Source organism: Kutzneria buriramensis (genome assembly GCF_003387475.1).
GTDB classification, from domain to species: Bacteria; Actinomycetota; Actinomycetes; order Mycobacteriales; family Pseudonocardiaceae; genus Kutzneria; species Kutzneria buriramensis.
On sequence record NZ_QUNO01000016.1, the window covers coordinates 112,170 to 135,747 of the forward strand.

The 23,578-nt window shown below is 70.6% G+C and carries 7 protein-coding genes; 1 reads left to right on the forward strand and 6 read right to left on the reverse strand.

Features of this window, described 5'->3' with window-relative positions; all coding sequences use genetic code 11:
• Positions 1-11 precede the first annotated feature (11 nt).
• Positions 12-17,300: a non-ribosomal peptide synthetase gene (locus BCF44_RS39015; protein WP_116179529.1), complete on the reverse strand. Its 17,289-nt coding sequence runs from the start codon at positions 17,298-17,300 to the stop codon at positions 12-14.
• Positions 17,301-18,527: 1,227 nt separating this feature from the next.
• Between BCF44_RS39015 and BCF44_RS39020 the strand changes: the two genes are divergently transcribed.
• The gene (locus BCF44_RS39020) at positions 18,528-18,770 is read left to right on the forward strand and encodes a hypothetical protein (protein ID WP_116179530.1); all 243 of its coding nucleotides are present in this window, start codon (positions 18,528-18,530) and stop codon (positions 18,768-18,770) included.
• Between the two features lie 152 nt (positions 18,771-18,922).
• Here BCF44_RS39020 and BCF44_RS39025 read toward each other — a convergent pair whose 3' ends face one another.
• The 5 genes from BCF44_RS39025 to BCF44_RS39045 all read right to left on the reverse strand — a co-directional run bounded on the left by BCF44_RS39025 (position 18,923) and on the right by BCF44_RS39045 (position 23,389).
• Positions 18,923-20,098, reverse strand: coding sequence for a sensor histidine kinase (locus tag BCF44_RS39025; RefSeq protein WP_246016061.1), 1,176 nt, complete (start codon positions 20,096-20,098; stop codon positions 18,923-18,925).
• Positions 20,095-21,822: a sodium/solute symporter gene (locus tag BCF44_RS39030; RefSeq protein WP_116179531.1), complete on the reverse strand. Its 1,728-nt coding sequence runs from the start codon at positions 21,820-21,822 to the stop codon at positions 20,095-20,097. The genes BCF44_RS39025 and BCF44_RS39030 overlap by 4 nt, the downstream gene beginning before the upstream one ends.
• A gap of 3 nt (positions 21,823-21,825) precedes the next feature.
• Positions 21,826-22,203, reverse strand: a complete 378-nt coding sequence (locus BCF44_RS39035) for a hypothetical protein (RefSeq protein WP_116179532.1) — start codon at positions 22,201-22,203, stop codon at positions 21,826-21,828.
• Positions 22,200-23,033: a LytR/AlgR family response regulator transcription factor gene (locus BCF44_RS39040; RefSeq protein ID WP_116179533.1), complete on the reverse strand. Its 834-nt coding sequence runs from the start codon at positions 23,031-23,033 to the stop codon at positions 22,200-22,202. Before BCF44_RS39040 ends, BCF44_RS39035 begins: the two co-directional genes overlap by 4 nt.
• Before the next feature lie 89 nt (positions 23,034-23,122).
• The gene (locus BCF44_RS39045; protein WP_170217971.1) at positions 23,123-23,389 is read right to left on the reverse strand and encodes a hypothetical protein; all 267 of its coding nucleotides are present in this window, start codon (positions 23,387-23,389) and stop codon (positions 23,123-23,125) included.
• Between the last annotated feature and the right edge of the window lie 189 nt (positions 23,390-23,578).

The window sequence follows — 23,578 nt, forward strand, 5'->3', positions numbered from 1 at the left end:
ATTTCCGCTGTTCAGATCTCTTCATCGCCGAAGGCGACCCGTTCCAGTTCGAGCAGGACCCGCTCCTCGATCAGCTCGGCCAGCGCGGCCACGGTCCCGCTGGCCAGCACGTCGCGCGGCGTCAGCTCGACGTCGAACGCGGTGCGGACCATCGAGGTGATGTGCAGGCTGCGCACGGAGTCGCCGCCCAGGTCGTAGAAGTTGTCGGTGACGCCGACCCGTTCGAGCTGAAGTGCCTCCGCCCAGATCCCGACGAGCACCTCTTCGGTCTCCGTCTCCGGGGCGGTGTAGCCGGTGGTCGGCAGCTCCTGCGCCGGCGCCGGCAGCGCCTTGCGGTCGAGCTTTCCGTTGGGGGTCAACGGCAGCTCGGCCAGCGGCACGAACACCGCCGGCACCATGTGCTCCGGCAGCCGCGCGCCGAGGTACTCCCGCAGGCCGTCGGTCTCGCCGACCACGTAGGCGACGAGCCGCTGGTCCGCGCCGATCACGGCCGCCGCCCTGACGTCCGACCGGGCCGTCAGGGCGGCCTCGATCTCGCCGGGCTCGACCCGGAAGCCGCGGATCTTGACCTGGTTGTCCGCGCGGCCGAGGAACTCCAGCTGGTCGTCGGCGTTCCAGCGGACCAGGTCGCCGGTGCGGTACATGCGGGCGCCGGGCGTGAACGGATTGGCGACGAATCGGGACGCGGTCAGGCCGGGGCGGTCGAGGTAGCCGCGAGCGAGGCCGATGCCGGCCACGTACAACTCCCCCGGCACGCCGACCGGCACCGGGCGAAGCTCGTCGTCCAGCACGTACGCCCTGGTGTTCCAGATCGGGCGGCCGATCGGCGGCGTGCCACCGGGTTCGAGCGAGTCGCTCCAGGTGGCGACCACCGTGGACTCCGTCGGCCCGTACGCGTTGATCAGCCGGCGACCCGGGGCCCAGCGGGCGACAAGGTCCGGCGTGCAGGCGTCGCCGCCGAGGATCAGGGTCCGCAGTGACGGCAACGCCACGTCCGGCACCGTGGCCATCGCGACCGGTGGCACCAGCGCGTGCGTCACCTCGCGGCTGCTGAACACCGCGGCGAGGTGCTCGCCCAGCAGCGGCCCGGCCGGCGGCACCACCAGCGCCGCGCCGGCCGGCAGGGACATGCACAGTTCCAGCACCGAGGCGTCAAAACTCGGCGACGCGAATTGCAGCACCCGGTCGCCGGGGCGCACGTCGAAATGCTCGATCTCGGCGGCGGAGAAGCTGGCCAGCCCGGCGTGCGTGACGACGACGCCCTTGGGGCGGCCGGTGGAGCCCGAGGTGTAGATCACGTACGCCGGGCTGGCCGGCGACAGCGACCGGGTCACCGGTTCGTCCGAATAGGACGCTTCGGAGCCGTCCATGGCGAAGTCGCCGCCGACCACCAGCACCGGTTCGGCGTCGTCCAGCATGAACTGGATGCGTTCCGCCGGGTAGGCCGGGTCGATCGGCAGGTACGCGGCGCCGGCCTTGAGCACCGCGAGCTGCGCCACGATGATCTCCAGCGACCGCGGCAGGGCCAGCGCGACGATCGTCTCCGGTCCCGCGCCGGCGGCGATCAGCCGGCGCGCCAACCGGTTCGCCCGTCGGTCGAGCTCCGCGAAGGTCAGCGTGGTGTCGGCGAGCACCGCCGGCGCGTCCGGCGTGCGGTCGGCCTGGGCCTCGATCAGCTCCGGCAGCGTCGCCGGCACCACGACCCGGTCGGTCGCGTTCACGCCGGTCAGGAGGTGGAACCGCTCCCGATCGGTGAGCACGTCGATCTCGCCGAGGGTCGGGTTGTCGCACATGGCCTCGACGACCCGGACCAGGTGGCCGACCATGCGCTGCACGGTGCCGACGTCGAACAACTCGGGGTCGTAGCCGATGCCGAGAGTGAGAGTCTCCCCCGGCACGCCGACGACGGTCAGCGCGTAGTTCGTCGCCTCGGTGGCGTCCAGGTCGCGGATGCCCTGCTGCTCGCCGACCGGGTAGTTCTCGAACACCACGGCGCTGTCGAACAGCGACGGCAGGCCGACCAGCGATTGCAGGCGGGACAGCGGAACGTACTCGAACCGCCGCGATTCGGCCTGCGCCTGCTGCATCTCCTGCAGCCAGTCCACGACGGACAGTCGAGAGTCGACGGCCGTTCGGACCGGCAGCGTGTTGATGAAGATGCCGGCGATGTCGTCGGCGCCGGGCAGGTCAGCGGGCCGGCCGGACACGGTCGCGCCGAAGCAGACGTCGCCCTGCCCGCTGTAACGGGACAGCAGCAACGCCCACGCGCCCTGCACGACCGCGTTCACGGTCAGCCGGCGGCGGCGGGCGAACTCGTTGATCCGGCCGGCCGCCCCCTGGTCCAGCCGCGCCGACACCCACTCGGTGGATGCCGTGTCGTGACTGGAGGTCGGCGTCCGGTCGAACGGCAGCGGCGTCGGTCCTTCTATGTCCGCCAGCACGTCCCGCCAGTGCCGGTCGGCCGCCTGCACGTCCTGACGGCGCATCCACGCGACGTAGTCCGCGAACGGCCGCCGAACCCTTTGCTCCGCCGTCCCCAGCACGTCCGACAGCACCTGGAACACGGACCAGCCGTCGAGCAGCACGTGGTGGAAGGACCAGACCAGCTGCACCTCGGTCGCCGACAGCCGGGCCAGGGTGATCCGCAGCAGCGGGCCGGCAGCGAGGTCGAAGCCCTTCGCTCGGTCCGAGGCCAGGAGGTCCTCCAACATCGCCTCGCGGTCGAGGCCGTGCCAGTCGTACCGGGCGATCGGCACCTTCACGTGCCGGTCGACGACCTGCATCGGCTCCGGGACGCCGTCCCACACGATCCGGCTGCGCAGCACCGGCGTCCGGTCCACGACCCGTTGCCACGACTCGGCGAGCCGCTGCATGTCCGGCGAATCCGTGAGCACGAAGGCGACCTGCTCGAAGTAGAGGCCCCGGTCCTGCTGTGACAGGCCGTGGAACACCATGCCGGCCTGCATCGGCGTGAGCGGGTAGATGTCCTCGACGTCGCGGCCGTCACCGGCGATCCGGTCGACCTGGTGCTGGGCGAGGCCGGCGAGGGGGAAGTCGGACGGCGTGCGGCCGCCGGCACCGGGCTCGGCGCAGTGCCGGATGATCTCGTGCAGGGCGGCCACGAGATCACCGGCGAGCCGTCGGACCGTGGACCCGCGGTGCAGGTTGGTCGAATACTGCCAGGTCAGCTCCAGCTTGCCGCCCTGCACCACGCCGACGACATCGAGCTGGTGCGGGCGGCGCTCGTCCGGGCCGATGTCCGAGTCGAGGGTGCCGGCATCGGTGAACTGGCCGAGGTAGTTGAAGCTGATCCGCGGCTCGGCGGTGGCGTGGATCAGGCCGGCGACGCCCTTGTTCGGCACCGCCCGCAGCTGTTCCTTGACGGACTTCAGGGTCTCGGCCCAGTCGGCCCCGACGGCCAGCTCCACCGGGTACATCGACGTGAACCAGCCGACCGTGCGGGACAGATCCACGTCGTCGAACAGCTGCTCCCGGCCGTGGCCTTCGAGGTCGACCAGCACGTGCTGTCGACCCGTCCAATCGGCCAGCACGCGCCCGAGCGCCGCCAGCAGCACGTCGTCGATCTGCGTGCGGTACACGCCTGGCACGTCCTGGAGAAGCGCCCTGGTCTGGATGGCGTCCAGACCGACGGTGACCGTCGTCGTGGTGGCGTATGTGTTGGGGCCGTTGCCATCCGTCGGCAGCGTCGGGTCGGCGGCCATACTCGTCCAGAACGGGATCTCCGCCCCGAAGTCCCTCTGCGCCAGGCGGTGCGCCCACTCCCGGTACGAGGTGGTCTTGGGCGGCAACGTCTTCCGGTGGTAGGCCGCCTCCAGGTCCTCGATCAGGACCCGCCAGGAGACGCCGTCGACCACGAGGTGGTGCGCCGTCAGCACGAGCACGTTCGGTTCAACGATCTTCGCGGTGATCACCGGGCCGTCGGCGAGGTCGATCTCCGCGTCGAGGATCTGCGCCGCCTCGTCGGGGGCGTTGTGCTGCCACCACGTGCCGTCGATCCGATGGAACCGCAGGCGCAAAGCGTCGTGATGCGAGACCACCGTGGACAGCGCGGTCCGCAACTGGTCCGGGTCGATGTCCTGCGGCCACTCGATGCGCATCGACTGCGTGAAGGACTCGGGCGCGACAGCGTCGTCGAGGTACCAGCGCTGGATCGGGGTGAGCGGCACCTCGCCGGTCACCGCACCCTGCTCGGCGACGATCTGCACGGCGGCCGTCGCATTGGCCGCCAGCGCGGCGACCGTCGGATGCGCGAACAGGTCTCGCGGCGTGAGGTTGAGGCCCGCGGCGCGGGCCCGGGACACCACCTGGATGCTGAGGATGGAGTCGCCGCCGAGCTCGAAGAAGTTGTCCTCGACGCCGACCTTCTCCGTCCCGAGGATCTCCGCCCAGATGCCGGCGAGGATCCGCTCGTTGTCCGTGCGCGGCGGGAGGTAGCCGCTGCTGGCGGCCAGTTCCGGGGCGGGTAGCGCCTTGCGGTCGACCTTGCCGTTGCGGCTGAGCGGAAGCTCGTCCATGGCGACGATCGCCGCCGGCACCATGTAGTCCGGCAGCCGCTCGGCCAGCCATTCCTTCAGGTCTTGGGTCTCCCCCACGACGTAGCCGACGAGCCGCTTGCGACCGTCGTCGGCGCGCACGATCACCACGGCCTGGTCGACCGCGGGATGCGCCGCCAGGACGGTCTCGATCTCCCCCAGCTCGACCCGGAAGCCGCGAATCTTGACCTGGTCGTCGGCGCGACCGACGAACTCCAGCACACCGTCCCGCCACCGCACCAGATCACCGGTGCGGTAGAGGCGCTCGCCGCTGTTGAAGGGGTCGGCCACGAACCTCGCTGCGGTCATGCCGGGTCGGCCGATGTAACCGCGGGCGACGCCGGCGCCGCCGATGAACAGCTCGCCGGTCGAACCCGGCGGAACCAGACGGAGGTCGCCGTCCAGGACGTACAGCCGCATGTTGTCCAGCGGGGATCCGATCGGCACCGAATCCGGCACCTCGCCGCACATCTTGTACCGCGAGGCGAAAGTCGTGGTCTCCGTGGGACCGTAACCGTCCACAACGGACACGCCGCTGCTGATCACCCTCCGTGCCGCCTCTGCCGGGACGACATCGCCGCCGGTCCAGACCTCGGTAAGGCCCGTGAAGCAGGCCGGGTCCTCCTGCGCGATCAACCGGAACAGACCGGCCGTCAACCACATGCCGGTCACGCCCTGGCCGACCGCCCACCGAATCACCGACGCATCCACGTCACCCGGCGGAGCGACGATGACCCGGCCGCCGTTGAGGAGCGGCACCCACACCTCGTACGTGGCGGCGTCGAAGGCCTGCGGCGAATGGAGCAACGTCGTCGTGTGACCGGTCGCGAAGGACCGATCCCTTGCCAGTTCGACGATGTCCGCATGCGTGACGGCCACGCCCTTCGGCACGCCGGTCGATCCGGACGTGAACATCACGTACGCGAGGTTCGACCGGTTGACCCGGACCTCCGGCGCGGTCGACGGCTCCTCCACGTCGATCTCGCCGTCGGTGATGACGATGTCGACGCCGGCCTGTTCCAGCACCGCCTGCTGTCGCTGCGCCGGCGCCCGCAGGTCGATCGGCACGTACGCGGCACCCGCCTTGAGCACTGCCAGCTCGGCGATCACCAGGTCGACCGACCGCTCGACGCGCAACCCGACCCGGTCCTCGACGCCAACGCCGAGCTTGATCAGGCGATTCGCGAGGCGGTTGGCCCGGGCGTCGAGTTCCGCGTAGGTGAGGGAATCCACCGCCGGCGCATCGGGGTCCTGCCGGGCGAAGGCCGTCAGCACGGTGTCGAAACTCGGCGCGGTCGCGGTGGCGTTCCACTCGTGCCGCACGAGGCGGCGGTCTTCGTCGGTGAGCAGGTCGAGCTCCCGCACCGGCCGCTCCGGTCCGCCCGTCACGGCCGCGAGCACGAGTTCGAGCTGGTCGGCGAGGCCGCGGATGGTCGACTCGTCGAACAGCGTCGGGTCGTAGTCGAAGCTGACCTCCAGCGACCGCCCCGGCTGCACCACCACGCTCAGCGGGTAGTTCGTCGGCTGGACCTCGCCCATTCCGTGCATGCCGATGCCCTGCGCGGCAATGGCTTCCTCGTCGAACGGGTAGTTCTCGAACACCAGCAGGCTGTCGAACAGGGTCGTCCCGACCCAGCCCTGGAGCTGCGCAAGCGACACGAAGTCGTACTGCCGGGCCTGCGACAGCTCCTGCTGCACCCCCCTGAGCCAGTCGGCGACGGACTTGCCGCCGTCGAGCCGGATCCGGCTGGGCAGGGTGTTGATCACCATGCCCACCATCGACTCGACGCCCGGCAGGTCGGCCGGCCGCCCGGACACAGTGGTCCCGAACACGACGTCGTCGACACCAGCACGCCGGGCCAGCAACAGTCCCCAGGCCGCCTGGACAATCGTGTTCACGGTCAGGCCCAGCCGCTGCGCCAACTCCGTCAGCTGTCCGGACGCGTACTCGACGCGGACAGTCGCACACGACTGCGCACGGTGCGACTCCACCGGCTGCCGGTCGAACGGCAACGGCGTCGGGCCCTCCACGTTCCGCAAGGCACTCCGCCAGAACGTCTCCGCCGCATAGATGTCCTGAGTGGACAGCCAGCGCAGGTAGTCGGCGAACGGAGTTCGCCGCGGCGGCGTGCCGACGGCCTTGTAGTCCGCGCAGACCTCGCTCACCAGCTGCGCGCAGCTCCAGCCGTCGAGAAGGACGTGGTGGAACGTCCAGACCAGCAGCACCTCGTCGGCGGCAAGCTTGGCCAGCGTCACCCGCATCAGCGGCGGGGCCGCGAGGTCGAGCCCGAGCGCGCGGTCGTTGTCCAGCAATTCGCGCAGCTTCGAGTCGATGCCGCCCGTGGTCCAGTCGAGCATGCTCACGGGCAGCGTGACGTCCCGCTGCACGACCTGCACCGGCTCGGCGAGTCCGTCCCATACGATCCGGCTGCGCAGCACCGGCGTGCGGTCCACGAGCCGCTGCCACGCTTCGGCGAAACGCTGAACGTCCTCGACGCCGGTCAGCTGCAGCTGGACCTGGTTGAAGTAGGCGCCGGACGAACCGTCGACCAGGCTGTGGAAGATCATGCCGGCCTGGAGCGGCGTCAGCGGGTAGATGTCCTCGACACTGCGGCCGTCGCCGACCAGACCGTCCACATCGGACTGACTCAGTCGCGCCAACGGGAAGTCGGACGGCGTGCGCCCACCGACGCCGGGCCGTGCGCAGTGCCGGACGATGTCCGTGAGGGCCTCGACCATCGCATCGGCCAACCGGCACACAGTGGCCTCGGTGTGCACCTGGTCCGAGTAGTACCAGGTCAGGTCGAGCCGGTCGTGCTGGACCAGCGCGACGACGTCGAGCAGGTGCGGCCGGTGCTGGGCCGGATCGGCGGAGCCGCCGATCGAGCCGTCGCCGGTGAACTGGCCCAGGTAGTTGAAGCTGATCTCGGGGTTGATCGCCGGCGCGGCGCCGGTCAGGTGCCGCAGCGCTCCGTAGCCGACGCCCCGCCGCGGCACGGCCCGCAGGTTCTCCTTGACCGCCTTCAGGGTCTCGTCCCAGTCTGCGCCGACGGCCAGCTCGACCGGGAAGATCGACGTGAACCAGCCGACCGTGCGGGACAGATCCACGTCGTCGAACAGCTGCTCGCGGCCGTGACCTTCGAGGTCGACGAGCACGCTGTCCCGTCCCGTCCAGTCGGTGAGCGCCCGGGCGAGGCCGCTGAGCAGCACGTCGTTGACCTGGGTGCGGTAGACGCCCGGCACGTCCTGGAGCAGGGCGCGGGTCCGCTCCGCGTCGAGGCTGACGGTGATCGTCCGCACCGAGCCCTGGGTGTTCACGCCGCCGGCGTCGACCGGCAGCGGGGAGCTGGTGGCCAGGGACTTCCAGTGGTCCAGCTCGTCGTCGAAGCCGCCGGACTCGGCGAAGGCCGCCAGCCGCCGGGACCACTCCTGGAACGAGGTGGTCTTGGCCGGCAGCTCGTCGCCCCGCAGAGCCGCCGCGAGGTCCTCGGCGAGGATGCGCCACGACACGGTGTCGACGACCAGGTGGTGGGCCTCGATCAGCAGCTTGCCGTCGACGATCGAGGCCCGGAACAGCGGCCCGTCGACCAGGTCGAACTCCGCCCCGTCGAGGATCCTCGTGGAGCCGACCGGCCGCGTGATCTGCCGGCCGTCGAACCGGGTTCGCAATGCGTCGTGATGCGCGAGCAGCACATTCAGGGCGCGGTCCAACGCATCCCGGTCGCCGTCGAGATCGAGCAGCATGGACTGGGTGAAGTGCTCGGCGTGCACGGGGTCGGCGTCGAGGAACCAGTGCTGAACGGGGGTGAGCGGCGCTTCGCCGGTCACGGCGTCCTGGCTGGCCGTGACCGCGGTGGCCGTGCCGGCGGCCGCGGCGAGCGCGGCGACGGTCGGGTGCGCGAACAGGTCGCCGGGCATCAGGCTCAGCCCGGCCTGCCGGGCGCGGGAGACGACCTGGATGCTGACGATCGAGTCGCCGCCGAGCTCGAAGAAGTTGTCCTCGACGCCGACCCGCGGCAGCCGCAGCACCTCGGCCCAGATGCTCGCCAGCGTCCGCTCGGCGTCGGTGCCCGGGGCGACGTATCCGCGCTCGGTGATCTCCGGCGCGGGCAGCGCCTTGCGGTCGACCTTGCCGGTGGCGTTGAGCGGCAACGACTCCAGCCGAACGATCACCGCCGGCACCATGTAGTCGGGCAGCCGGTCGGCCAGCCACTCGCTAACGTTCACCGCCGCACCAACGACATAACCCACGAGCCGCTTGCGACCGTCGTCGGTGCGGACGGCGACAACAGCCTGTTCAACATCGGGGTGCGCGGCCAGAGCGGCCTCGATCTCCCCCAGCTCGATCCGGAAGCCGCGGATCTTGACCTGGTCGTCGGCGCGACCGACGAACTCCAGCACACCGTCTCGCCACCGCACCAGGTCACCGGTGCGGTACAGCCGCTCACCGGTGCCGAAGGGATCCGCGACGAACCTCGCCGCCGTCAGTCCTGGTTGGCCGTAGTAACCGCGCGCCACGCCGACACCACCGATGTACAGCTCGCCGGTGACGCCCGGCGGTACCAGGCGAAGGTCGCCATCCAGGACGTGGAGCCGCATGTTGTCCAGCGGCGATCCGATCGGCACCACATTGGGCACCACGTCCGTCATCACGTGACGCGAGGCGAAGGTCGTCGTCTCCGTCGGACCGTAGACGTCCACGACGGACAGGCCGGCGCAGGCAGCCAGCACCCGACGAAGCGCCTCCGCCGGCACCACCTCACCGCCGGTCCACACCTCGGCGAGGCGGTTGAAGCACTCCGGATCCTCCTGAGCCACCAGCCGGAACAGGCCGATGGTCAGGAACATCCCGGTCACACCCTGGTCGATCGCCCACCGGATCACGGAGGCGTCCACGGTGCCCGGCGGCGCGACGACCACGCGGCCGCCGTTGAGCAGCGGCACCCACAACTCGTACGTCGAGGCGTCGAAAGCCTGCGGCGAGTGCAGCAACACGGTCTTGTGCCCACGCCGGAACGAGCGGTCGGCCGCCAGGCCGACGATGTCCCGGTGCGTGACGGCGACGGCCTTCGGCACGCCGGTCGACCCGGATGTGAACATCAGGTACGCGAGGTTGGCCGGGTGCACCGAAACCTCGACCGGCGACTCGTTCCGTCCCTCGCCGATCAGCGCGATCCGTCCATCGTGGACATTCGCCGCCGTTTCGCACCACGTCGCGTCGGTGATCAGCACCACTGCGTCCGCCGCCAGCGTCCGCAGGCGGTCCTTCGGGGCGCGGGCATCCAGCGGCAGGTATGCGCCGCCGGCCTTCAGCACCGCCAGCTCGGCGACGACCAGCTCCGGCGACCGCTCCAGCAACAGCGCCACCGGGCGGTCACGGTCGACGCCCAGCTCGATCAGCCTGTGCGCCAACCGGTTCGACCGCCGGTCCAGCTCCTCGTACGTCAGGTCGTCGACCGCGAGCTCGTCCGGCCGGCGCCGGACCTGCGCGGCGAACAGCTCCACCACGCTCAGCTCCGGCAACGGATGCGCCGTGTTGTTGTACTTGTGGAGCAGCAGGTTCCGTTCGGCGTCGCTGAGCATCGGCACCGCCGCCAGCGGCCGGTCGGTCTCGGCGGCGATCTCCTCGATCAGCGTTCGCAGCCGTCCGGCCAGGCCGGCGATGGTCGACTCGTCGAACAGGTTCGGGTCGTAGCCGAAGGCCAGCGTGAGATTGTCGCCGGGATACGCGACGACCGCCAGCGGGTAGTTCGTCGTCTCGACGCCGCGCAGCTCCCGCACGCCGAGGTCGGCGTCCACCGGGTAGTTCTCGAACACCAGGATGCTGTCGAACAGGTTGCCGGTCGGCGGCGCGAAATCGAAGCGGCGGGCCTCCGCCTGCTCGTCCTGGATCCGCCGCAGCCACGGCACCAGCGCCTGCTTCTCGTCGACGTCCACGACGGACGGCAGGGTGGCGATGAAGATGCCGGTGATCTCGTCCACGCCGGGCAGGGCGGCCGGGCGGCCGGAAACCGTGCTGCCGAAGCACACCCGCCGCTGACCGCTGTGCCGGGCCAGCAACAACGCCCACGCGCCCTGCACGACCGTGTTGACGGTCAAGCCGTTGCGCTGCGCCATTGCCCGCAGGCTGTCGGCCGGGAAGACGATACGCAGGCTGGCAGTCGATTCGGTGACGCCACCTGGCTGCCGATCGAACGGCAGCGGCGTCCGATCACACGTCATGCCACGCCAGAACTCCTCCGCCTTGGCGGTGTTCTGTGTGGACAACCAGGCGACGTAGTCCCGGAACGGGCGCCTGATCGCCGGCTCACTGCCGCTCACGGCCGCCATGACGTCGCCGAGCACCTGGAACAGGCTCCAGCCGTCCAGCAGCAGGTGGTGGAAGGTCCACAGCACCTGCGTGCCGCCGGGCTCGTCGACCAAGGTGATGCGCATCAGCGGCGCCCGGGTCAGATCCAGGCCGGCGGCACGATCCTCGGCTAGCAGGTCCTCGAAGCTGCCGGCGTAGCGGCGAATCGGCAGCGTGACGCCGCGCCGGACCACCTGCAACGGCCGGTCGACGCCCTCCCACACGATGTCGCTGCGCAGCACCGGGGTCCGGTCGACCACCGTCTGCCAGGCCGCCACCAGCTCGTCCGCGCCGGCGTCGACCACGAAGCTGACCTGCTGGAAGTAGGCGCCCTGCCCCTTCTCCACGAGCCGGTGGAACACCATGCCGGCCTGGGTCGGCGTCAGCGGGTAGACGTCCTCGACGCCACGACCGTCACCGACAAGGCGATCCACCGTGGACTGATCGAGGGCCGCAAGTGGGAAGTCGGACGGCGTCCGACCGCCCGCTCCCGGCTGCCCGCAGTGTTCGATGATCTCCAGCAGCGCTCCCCGCATCGCGGCGGCCAACCCCTCGATGGTCGCCGTCCTGTGGTTCGCGCCGTGGAAGAGGGTGAACTCGAGGCAGCCGTTCTCGACCCGCCCGACCACGTCCAACAGGTGCCGGCGTGGGGCGGCCGGATCCTCCGACAGCGCCATCTCGCCGGCGCCATCGAACTGGCCCAGGTAGTTGAAGCTCACCGCCGGCTCGATCGCCGGCACCGAGCCGGTGAGGTAGCGCAGTGCCCCGTAGCTCACGCCGCGGCTCGGGACCGACCGCAACTGTTCCTTGACGGCCTTGAGATCCCGGGACCAGTCGCCGGTGATCTCCAACGACACCGGGAAGATCGAGGTGAACCAGCCGACCGTCCGCGACACGTCCACGCCGTCGAACAGGTCCTCGCGGCCGTGCCCCTCCAGGTCCACGACAACGCGCGGGCTAGCGGTCCACGCCGTCAGCGCCTTGCCGAGCGCCGCCAGCAGCACATCGTTGACCTGCGTCCGGTACACACCGGGCACGTCCTGCAACAACGCCCGCGTCTGCTCCGCGTCCAGGTTGAAGCCGACCTCGCGCGTGTCGGCGACGGTGTCGGGGCCGTGGCCGTCGACGGGCACCGGAACGTCCTCGATCGCCTGCCAGTACGCCACATCGTCGAACGTGTGGTTCCGCAGCCGGTGCGCCCACTCCTGGAAGGACGTGGTGCGGTGGCCGAGATCGCCGCCGTCGTAGGCGGTGTGCAGGTCCTCGACCAGGATCCGCCACGAGACGCCGTCCACGACGAGGTGGTGCACGTACAGCGTGACCTGGTCCGGACCGGTGATCGCCGCCCGGATCAGCGGCCCGCTCGTCAGGTCGAACACCGGATCCGGCTCGCCGAGCACGGTCACCGGCTCGGCGGTGGGGATCACCTGCCGGTCCGTGAATCTGGCGCGGAGCATGTCGTGGTGGTCCACCAGCGCCTGCAACGCCTTCGCCAGCCGCTCGGCGTCGATCGGCTCGTCGAAGCGGGTCACCACGCTCTGCGTGAAGTGCCCGGGCGTCGCCGGCTCCGTGTCGAGGAACCACCGCTGCACAGGGGTCAGCGGCACCTCGCCCGTCGCCGGCCCGCGCTCGATCCGCTCCCCCGCCACCACGGTCGTCGCGAGCGCGGCGATCGTCTGGTTGAGGAACACGTCCCTGGACGAGACTGTGAGCCCAGCCTGGGCTGCCTTCGACACGACCTGGATGCTGAGGATCGAGTCCCCGCCCAGCTCGAAGAAGTTGTCCAGCACGCCCACCCGCGCGATGCCCAGCACCTTCGCCCAGATCTCGGCCAGCACGCGCTCGGTGTCGGTGCGCGGCGCGACGTAGTCCTCGCCCTGCGCCTCCCAATCCGGTGCGGGCAGCGCGGCCCGGTCGAGCTTCCCGTTGGGATTCAGCGGGAACTGGTCGAGGAACACGAAGCCCGCCGGCACCATGTACTCGGGCAGCGACTTCGCCAGGTGCGCACGAAGATCGGCGCGGCCGTCGCCGACCACGTAGCCGACGAGCCGCTTGTGGCCGTTGTCCTCCCGGACGACCACCACCGCGTCGACGATGTTCGGGTGGGCCCGCATGGCGTTCTCGATCTCGCCGAGCTCGATCCGGAAGCCACGGATCTTGACCTGGTGGTCGGCGCGGCCCAGGTACTCCAGCTCGCCGTCGGCGGTCCAGCGCACGACGTCGCCGGTGAGGTACATGCGGCTGCCGGCGGGGCCGAACGGGTCGGCGACGAACCGATCGGCGGTGAGTCCGCCGCGGTTGAGGTAGCCCCGGGCAAGGCCGGTGCCGCCCAGGCAGAGCTGGCCGGTCACGCCGGGCGGGACCGGTCGGAACGCCGAGTCCAGCACGTAGGCCCTGGTGTTGGCGATGGGTCGGCCGATCGGTGGGTTGCGGTCGGTGCCGTCGTCGTACCAGGCGGTGGCGTAGACGGTCGCCTCGGTCGGGCCGTAGATGTTGGCGACCTTCACGCCCGGCAGCGCCTTGCGGACGTCCCTCACCGCGCTTGCGGTCAGTGCCTCGCCGGCCAGCACGACGTGCTCGGGCGTCACCGACACCGCACCTTGTGCCAGCAGCTGTGCGAAGGCCGACGGCACGCCGCTGACCAGGCTCGCCTGCCAGTCGCCGCCGGGCCGTTCGCCGAGGGCCAGCACGTCCCGGACGATCTCGATCGTGCCGCCGATCATCAGCGGGCACAGGATCTCGAACACGGAGACGTCGAAGTTCAGCGACGTCGAGGCGACCACAGTGGACAGTCCGGGCGCGCCGAAGTCCTTTGCCGCCCATGCCATCAGTTCGACCGCGCTGGCGTGGGTGATGACCACGCCCTTGGGCCGGCCGGTCGAGCCGGACGTGTAGATCACGTACGCCGGATGCGCCGGCGTGAGGCCGACATCACCGAGGTCGTCGGCGCTGTGCGGCAGGTCGCCGATCTCGGTCAGCACCACCACCGGCCGCGCGTCGGCGATCATCAGTTCCCGGCGCTCCGCCGGGTACTTCGGGTCCACCGGCAGGTAGGCGGCGCCGGACTTCAACACCGCCAGCACAGCCACGATCATCTGCTCCGAGCGGGGCATGGAGATCGCGACCAGCCGCTCAGGGCCGGCACCCTGCTCGATCAGCCGGCGGGCCAACCGGTTGGCGCGTTCGTTCAGCTCCAGGTACGTCAGCTCACGGCCCTCGCACACCACCGCCACGGCGTTCGGCGTGCGTTCGGTCTGCTGTTCGTAGAGGTCCGCCAGGGTCACCGACGGCACGGTGATCACCGGGCCCTGCCACTCCGTCAGCACCTGCCGGCGCTCGGCGTCGTTCAGCAGCGGCAGCTCGCCGACCGTGCGGGCCGGGTCGGCGGCGATGCCGTCGAGCAGCACGCGCAGGTGGCCAGCGACACGGTCGATCGTGCTGGCGTCGAACAGGTCGGTGTTGTACTCGATGGCCGCGACCAGGCCGCCGTCACGCGGCACGAACTCGAAGACCAGGTCGAAACGGGCCCGCGGCCGCGGCAGATCGTGATCCCGGACGGTCAGGTCGCCGGCCGTGCGGGCGGGCACCATCGCGTTCTGGAGGATGATCAGGGCCTGCGCCAGCGGGGTCCGGCTCGGGTCGCGGACCGGCTGGAGGTCGGCGACCACCTGGTCGAAAGGCAGGTCGGCGTACGCGAACGCCTCCAGGACGGTTTCCCGCGCGTCCGCGAGGAAGTCCGGGAAGGCCTGCGCCGGGTCCACCCACGACCGCAGCACCAGCGTGTTCACGAAGAAGCCCGCGACCTGCTCCAACTCGGCGTGGTCGCGACCGGAGACGACGGTGCCGAGGGCGACGTCCTGCTGGTTGCTGTGCCGGGCCAGCAGCAGCTGCACCGCCGCCGTGAGCGTCATGAACAGGGTGGCGCCGTGGTCCTGGCCGATCTCGGTCAGCCGGTGCACGAGGTCGGCCGGCAGGTCGTAGCGGCGGATCGAGCCGGCGGTGGTGCGCACCTGCGGCCGGGGGCGGTCGGTCGGCAGCTCCAGTGGGGCCAGGCCGGCGAGCTTGCGCCGCCAGTACGCCAGTTGCCGGTCCTTCAGCCGACCGGTCAGCCGTTCCTGCTGCCACCGGGCGAAGTCCGCGTACTGGATGGTCGGAGCCGGCAGCTCGCCGCCGGTGTACAGGGTGATCAGCTCGTCGATGAGGAGCGCGACGGACCAGCCGTCGGTGATGATGTGGTGCTGGCACAGCAGAAGCACGTGATCGTCGGCGGCGAGCTCGATCAGAGACACGCGGGTCAGCGGACCTTCGCTCAGGTCGAACGGCTGCTCAAGCTCCGCCTCGATGTCGTCGATCCGCTGCAGCGGCAGGGATCCGTGCTGGCCGATCACCTGCACGACCTCGCCGTCGACGATGTCGAATGTCGTGCGCAGCGACTCGTGCCGCTCGGCCAAGGCGTCCAACGCCTTCTGCAACGCCATCGGGTTCAGGCGGCCCCGCAGGCGGAGGCCGATGGCGGAGTTGTACTCGGTGTCGCCGGCGGTCAGGTCGTTCAGCAGCCAGAGCCGGCGCTGCGCCGGGGAGATCGGGATCGGCGAAGTCCTTGGCACGCGGCGGATCCGGTCCCCGGCCGCGTGGGCCTGCGGCGGCAGCAGCTCGGCGATGCCGGCGACCGTACGGGCGTCGAACACGACGCGCGGCGACAGGTCGACGTCGAAGCTGGTCCGGATGCGGGCCAACAGCTTCGCGCCGAGGATGGAGTCCCCGCCCAGCTCGAAGAAGTCGTCCTGGACGCCGATCTCCGCCACGCCGAGCAGGTCGCCCCACAACTCGGCGAGCACCCGCTCCGCCTCGGTGCGTGGCGGCACGTACCGGCTGCGGCGCGCCTTGGCCCAGTCGGGCTCCGGCAGCGCCTTGCGGTCGAGCTTTCCGTTGGGGCCCAGCGGGAAGGCATCGACGCGCATGATCACCGCCGGCACCATGTAGTCCGGCAGCGAGGCCGCCAGGTGGGTGCGCAGGTCCGCGTCGGTGTCCGCGATGACGTAGCCGACCAGCCGCTTCACGCCGGGCCGGTCCTCGCGGGCGATCACCACGGCGTCCCGGACGTGCTGGTGCGCGCGCAGCGCCGACTCGATCTCGCCGAGCTCGACCCGGAAGCCGCGGACCTTCACCTGGTGGTCGGCGCGGCCGACGAACTCCAGCACGCCCTCCGCCGTCCACCGCACGAGGTCGCCGGTGCGGTACATGCGGGCGCCCGGCGTGAACGGGCTGGCCACGAATCGTGCGGCGGTCAGGCCCGGACGCTCGAGGTAGCCGCGGGCAAGGCCGATGCCCTCGACGTACAGCTCGCCGGTGACACCGAAAGCGACCGGGCGCAGCTGGTCGTCCAGGACCCGGGCCTTGGTGTTCCAGATGGGCCGGCCGATGGGCGGTGTCCCGCCCGGCGTCAGCGGATCGCTCCAGGTGGCGACGACGGTCGACTCGGTCGGGCCGTACGAGTTGATCATGCGGCGGCCCGGGGCCCAGCGGCGCACCAGGTCTGCGGTGCAGGCGTCACCGCCGACGATGAGCGTGCGGAAGTCGGGCAGCTTCATGTCCGGGACGGTCGCGAGCGCGACCGGCGGGATCAGCGCGTGCGTGATTCGCTCGCCCTGGAGCACCTCGGCCAGGCGGTCGCCCAGCAGCGGCCCGGGCGGCGGCACCACCAGCGCCGCGCCGGCCGGCAGCGACATGCAGAGTTCCAGAATGGACGCGTCGAAGCTGGGGGAGGAGAACTGCAGCACACGGTCGCCCGCGCGCACCTCGTACCGGTCCATCTCGGCCGCCGCGAAGCTGGCCAGGCCCGCATGCGTGACCACGACACCCTTGGGCCGCCCGGTGGACCCGGACGTGAAGATGACGTACGCGGCGTGGTCGGTGCACTGTGGACTTACCGGTAACTCGTGGTCCGGACGGTCCTCCAGCAGGCCCGGGGTGTCCAGGGTGATCATCGGCACAGCGCTGTTCGACCCGGCGGGGAGCCGCTCGGCGAGTGCGCGCCGGGTGACAACCAGGACCGGATCGGCGTCGTCGAACATGAGCGAAATTCGCTCTTTCGGGTAGTCCGGGTCCACCGGCAGGAAGGCCGCCCCGGTCTTGGCCACCGCCAGCTGGGCCGTGACCAGGTCCGCCGACCGCGGCAGGGCCAGCGCGACGATCCGCTCACGCCCCGCGCCCCGGGCCGCCAGCAGGTGGGCGAGCCGGTTCGCGCGGGCGTCGAGCTGCGCGAAGGTGACCATGCCGTCCGCGCCGAGCAGGGCGGGCGCGTCGGGGGTGCGCGCCACCTGACCCTCGACCAGCTGGGCCAGGGTGCGGGCGGGCACGGGCCGGTCAGTGGCGTTCCACTCGGGTGGGACCGACATCGATCAGGGCACCTTTCAGGCACGGGGCATCGCCAGAACCGGTCACGGCACTGGTCAGTCCGAGCGGTGGGAAGGGCGCGCCGACACGACGCGTTGCCTGCCCGGAGGGTGAGGTCAATTCACGGCCGCGCGCCGACACCGCCCCGGAGTCCCGTTCGCGCGCACGTCATCGCTACGGCGATTCCCCTGCGCCGGCGTGCCGCGAAATGGACAACCGGGTCCCGTCGTCACCGGACCGCGATCGATGAACTCGACAGTTGGGGCCACCACAACCATCGAGATCCGTAGGCAACGGTGCCCAACGGATCCCGCCAATTCTACCGCCGAATGGAGTATCCCGAGGGGTTTAGTTCCGAGCCCGGAACACGCACGTGGGAACTCCATCGGAATGGCCGAACTTCACTCACCCGTGGAAAGTTGCTCCGTCGGGGTGGTTTAACTCGCACAAGACCGACCCGAGTGAGTCTTTCGCCCCGCGCCGACCTGGTCCATAACCCGCTTGAGGTAACCCGATCAGGGTTTCGCTCACGGAACGCGACCTGTCCAGACCCCTAGTTCAAGGTCAGACAGCTTGACACCAGGTAAATCCTACCCTTCCTACCCATCGGTAGGAAGTATGCACGTGCAGCAAGTCACGAACACCCCCGTTACAGTGACGCGCATCGCATATCCGCGAATTTTGTAAAGGTGTAGCCACGCGCCAATCACGAACAACTCATTGCCATAACGAGGGTCGTTACTTGACGGCACAAGGATTCGCTCCCGTAAACGCCTTCGGACCACCCGAACGAGTTAACCCGTCGGTGAAGGCGCCGCGACTCGCGAGAAGTGTTCGGCCTCACTCACATGCCCTTCGGTCTGCGAGAACCGGTTCGAGCAGGGTGCGAGAGGCACCCGGAACGCCCTCTCCGCGGTTCTCCTACCGTTCGACGGTTTCGACATCCACCACGGACATCCTCGGTTCACGCGGACGTTGCTCGCCGATGCCTGTCCTGCGAAAACCCGCCCACCGATGACCGGCTGTGCCACCAGTCGTCCCCCGAAGACCCCGACCACCAGTCGCCCCGAGGACCCCGGCCACATCTCGCCCTCCGAGGACCCCGGCCGCCGGTCGTCGCCCCGCAGGGGGACCCGGCCACCGATCGGCCCCCTCGCCGACCCGCCGTGAACCGGCCGGGCGCGCGGGCCGTGTATCCGGTCACCTCACCGCCGGGAAGGAGCCCACCGATGACCAGTCCGCTGCCGCACCGCGCACTCGCCATGCTCCGAGCCGTGCAGGCCGGTCGCGCCGAGCTGACCGACAGCTGCGAGCCCGACCTCCGGGTCGACGGCCTTGCCTGCTGCGACCAGGCCATGGCCCGGGACCTCGCCCACGCCGGCCTGCTCCGCACCGCCGGCACCGGCCCCAGAGGCGCCTGGCTCCCCGCCGTCCTCACCCCCACCGGCGAACAAGCCCTCGCCGCCGCCTGATTTCCCCCGCGAGTCGCGCCCACAGACACACCGAAATGCGGTTTCAGGCAGAAACGAGCCGCGAGTCGCAGTTCCGCACGAACCGACACTCGGTGTGACGGTGCTTGTGCCACTCGTCCCGCGCGGGGGTTGGACGGTCGCGGAGGGGCGGGTCAGTCGGCGTGGATGCCGGGGCGGTACTTGGGAACCCGCAGGTGGATCTTGGTGCCGGCGCCGACGGCGGTCTCCACGACCAGGCCGTACTCGTCGCCGTAGACCTGGCGGAGGCGTTCGTCGATGTTGCCGAGGCCGATGCCGGTCTGCTCGTCGGGCTCGCCGGCGAGGGTGCGGCGCAGGCGCTCGGGATCCATGCCGACGCCGTCGTCCTCGATGCTGATGTGCGCCTCGGCCCCGGCGTCGGCGGCCTGGATGCTGATGTGGCCGGGACCGACCTTGCCCTCCATGCCGTGCCGCACGGCGTTCTCCACCAACGGTTGCATGCACAGGAACGGCACGGCTACGGGCAGGACCTCGGGGGCGATCTGGAGGGTCACCTGGAGTCGTTCGCCGAAGCGGGCGCGTTCCAGCGACAGGTACTGGTCGATGGACCGCAGTTCCTCGGCGAGGGTGGTGTACTCGCCGTGCCGCCGGAACGAGTAGCGGGTGAACTCGGCGAAGTCGAGCAGCAGGGTTCGCGCCCGCTCGGGGTCGGTCCGCACGTAGGACGCGATGGCGGTGAGCGAGTTGAAGATGAAGTGCGGTGAGATCTGCGCCCGCAGCGCCCGAACCTCGGCCTCGATGAGTCGCTGCTTGGACCGGTCCAGCTCGGCCAGCTCCAGCTGCCCGCCGGCCCACCGGGCGACCTCGTTGGCCGCACGGACAAGTCCGGCAGAAGCCTCGAGGGCGTAGGCGATGAGCACGCCGGCCACGCGACCGTCCACATGCAACGGAACCAGGACCGCGTAGCGCAGGAGGCATTCGGGATCGTCGCAGCTGACGCGAGTCACGTGCGAACGGCCGTGGGCGAAGGCGGGCGCGATGATCTCCAGGACGGAGTCCGAGTGTTGCTCGCCTATGCCGTCCCACGCGAGAACCCGTTCGCCGTCGGTCAAGGCCAGCGCGGGCGTGTCCAGCAGCGCACGAAGATGCGGCGCGGACCGGCGCGCGGCTTCGGGCACCAACCCGGCACGAAGAGGCGGGGCGGCGGACCAGGCGGTGTGCAGGGTGTCGTAGGTGGCGCGGTCGACGGCGTTGCCGGACTCGCGGTACAGACTCCGCAGCCGCCACAACAACGCCAGCACGGCAAGGGCCATCACGCACAGCAGCGCCGCCAGCACAGCGGTCGTCACGGCGTCTCCTCCTCGGCGAGACCGAGCGCCTCCGGGGCGTGCAGCCGGACCATGGTCCGGTTCACCGACGCCGGCACGGTCCGAGGCGTCAGCAGCGACCCGACGATCATCACGGCGAATCCCAGCGGCACGGTCCACGCCGCCGGCCGGCTGAGCAGATCGTAGACGATCCCGGAGCCGGGCGGCACCAACAGCGTCACCAGCCCGGCGACCAGGGCGAGTCCGCCACCGGCGGCCATGCCGGCCATCGCGCCGAACGGGGTCAGCCGCCGCCACCAGATGCCCAGCAGCAACAGCGGGCAGAACGACGACGCGGCCACAGCGAACGCCAACCCCACGACGTCCGCCAGCGACATGCCGGACACCAGCAGGGCCGCCCCGAACGGCACCGCAGCGGCGAGGAACGTCGCCACCCGGAAGCCGCGAAGTCCCCGAAGCGACAGCACGTCCTGGGACAGCACACCGGCGACGGACAGCGTCAGCCCCGATGACGTCGACAGGAACGCGGCGAACGCGCCGCCGGCGACCAGGGCACCGAGCAACTCCCCGAGAGTGCCGCCGACCAGCCGTGACGGCAGCACCAGAACCACGGCGTCGGTCTGGCCGGTCAGCAGTAGTTCTGGGGTGTAGATCCGGCCGAGGGCGGCGTAGGCGGGCGGCAGGAGGTAGAAGACGCCGAGCAGGGCCAGCACGACGACGGTGGTCCGCCGAGTCTGGCGGCCGTTCGGGTTGGTGTAGAAGCGAACCACGACGTGCGGCAGGCCCATGGTGCCGAGGAAGGTCGCGATGATCAGCGAGTACGTCACGTAGAACGGGTCGCCGTGGCCCTCGCCGCCGAGCGGCTTGGCCCACTCCGCGTTCGTGTCGGCGGGAATGCCCTTCACCTGCGGCACGGCGGAACCTGACGGGAAGTCAAGCACGGTGCCGGCGGTCACCCGGTGCGAACCGGGCGCCAGCAGCACCTGGGATCCGGTCCGATCATGCCCGTCCACGTTGCCGTGCACGAAGACCGACACCCGTGACGGCACGTCCACGTCCACAGTGGACTGCACGGTGACGCTGGTGTCGTTGGGGAACACCGCCGGCAGCGAGCCGTCCAATGCCGGAGCGCCGGCATCGCGCCAGGCCAGCACCAGGAAGATCACCGGCACCGCCAGCGCGGTGAGCTTCAACCAGTACTGCACGGCCTGCACGAAGGTGATGCTCCGCATCCCGCCGGCCATCACGTTCACCGCGACCACCGCCGCCACCAGCAATCCGCCGAGCCAGCCCGGCGCGCCGGTCACGGTCGTCAGCGTCAACCCCGCGCCCTGCAACTGCGGCACCAGGTACAGCCAGCCGATGCCGACCGACAGCACACTGGCCATCCGCCGCACGCGCCGCGACTCCAACCGCGCCTCGGCGAAGTCCGGCACCGTGTACGCCCCGGACCGCCGCAGCGGCGCGGCGACCAGCGCCAACAGCACGAGGTAGCCGACGGTGTAGCCGATCGGGTACCAGAGCATGTCCGGGCCGTACGCGAAGATCAGGCCGGCGACGCCGAGGAACGATGCCGCCGACAGGTACTCGCCGCCGATCGCGGACGCGTTCCACCATGGCGACACCGTCCGCGAGGCCACGTAGAAGTCGGAGGTGGTGCGGGAGATCCGGAGCCCGTAGCCGCCGATGAGCAGCGCGGCGACCAGCACCAGCGCGACGAAGACCGCGGAGTAGGTGCTGTTCACCGGTCAGGACTGCTCGACGAGGTCGGCGAACTCCCGCTCGGTGCGCTCCACCCGCCACACGTAGTAGCAGGCGGCCGCCACGACGACCGGATACACCGCCAGGCCGAGCACCAGCCACGGCAGTGGCAAGCCGAGCACCATCACCGTCTTGGTCAGCGGCACCAGGCTGAACAGCAGCGGCAGCGCCGCCAGCGGCCCGCAGACCAGCAGCACCACCAGCACGCCGAGGCGGAACTGGGTCCGCATCAGCGACCTCATGTACAGCGCGCCGACCTCGGACTGCTCGTCGATCTCCCGCACGATCGGGTACGAGCGAGACCGGCGCGCCGCGCGGGTCCGTGGGCTGGTGACGACCACCCGTCTGGGCCGCTCGCCGTTCACTTGCCCGCCCGCACCATGTTCGGCCGAGCCCGCTTCACGAGCAGGTCGCGCAGCTGCGGTGTGTGCCGGCGGCTCACGGTCAGCATGGCGCCGCCGATCTTCACCGACAGCTGCCCGCCGTCCAGCCGCAGCTCCTCCACGTACGCCAGCGCGATCAGGTGGCTGCGGTGGATGCGCACGAAGCCGGCCTCCCGCCAGCGCTCCTCCAGTCCGGTCAGCGGCGTGCGCACCAGGTAGCTGCCGTTGGCGGTGTGCAGGCGTGCGTAGTCGCCCTGGGCCTCGGCGTACCGGACGTCGGCGAGCCGCAGGAACCGGGTCACGCCACCCAGCTCGACCGGGATGACGTCGTCGGGGGTCACCGCGGGCGGCTCGACGGCCTGCTGCGCCGGCACGTGCACGGAGCTGGCGATCACCTTGTGCGCGACCCGGTGCACGGCCTCGGCCAGCCGCTGCGGCCGGATCGGCTTCAGCACGTAGTCCAGCGCCTTGAGCTCGAACGCCTCGACCGCGGACTGCTCGTCGGCGGTGACGAACACCAGCCCGGGCGGGCTGGCGAACCGGGTCAGGACCCGGGCCAGCTCCATACCGTTCAGGCCGGGCATCTTGATGTCCAGGAACACCGCGTCGACCGGGCGGTCCTCATCGGCCGCGCGGTGCAGCAGGCGCAGCGCCTCGGTCGAGTCCTGCGCTCCCTCGGCGACGCCCACGCGCGGGTCCGCGCCGAGCAGGTAGACGATCTCCTCGAGCACGGGCATCTCGTCGTCGACCGCCAGCACGCGCAGCGGACGCGCCGACGGCACAGCGCAGTCGGGGCACGACGCCGGACTCATGTCTGCCAACCTTAGTCACCACGCAACCCTGAGCGGCGGCCAGATGAGGATCATCATTCTTCCCCGGTCGAAGACCTTCGCCAGCTACCTCACCCGTTCGGACGTATCGTACGGCCCGCGGCCGCCCGGACGTCGCCGAGGGCGATCTCGAGCTCCAAGAGTGCCTCTTCGGACCGCCGGCGGGCGACCTCCAGGGAAGCGGCCGCGCCCGGGCCGGCCAGCCGCCGGGTGGGTGCACGGAGCGTGGTCAGCAGGTCGGTGAGCACGCAGGCCAGCCGGGCGGCGTCCGCGATCGCCGCCATCAGGTCCTGCGGGCCGGCCGGCCGGGCGTCCGGCAGCACCCCGTCTTCGCCCATCCGCTGTCCCTTCCCCCAGATGTTCCACAGTGGACGACCGTCGAGCACACCAACAGTAGATATGTAGCTTTCGGCGACACGACCGGTCAGGGTCCTTGCGCGCCGGACGACACCTGCCGCACGGTGTGCGTGTGCGGGGGCGCGACCAGCGGGCGAGCGGTCGCGGATGGACAAGGACGGTGACTGGTT

Excerpts from the sequence above, each read along its gene's own strand:
- BCF44_RS39015 (WP_116179529.1), bottom strand. The coding sequence starts at position 17,300 with ATGTCGGTCCCACCCGAGTGGAACGCCACTGACCGGCCCGTGCCCGCC.
- BCF44_RS39020 (WP_116179530.1), top strand. The coding sequence starts at position 18,528 with ATGACCAGTCCGCTGCCGCACCGCGCACTCGCCATGCTCCGAGCCGTG.
- BCF44_RS39040 (WP_116179533.1), bottom strand. The coding sequence starts at position 23,033 with ATGAGTCCGGCGTCGTGCCCCGACTGCGCTGTGCCGTCGGCGCGTCCG.
- BCF44_RS39045 (WP_170217971.1), bottom strand. The coding sequence starts at position 23,389 with ATGGGCGAAGACGGGGTGCTGCCGGACGCCCGGCCGGCCGGCCCGCAG.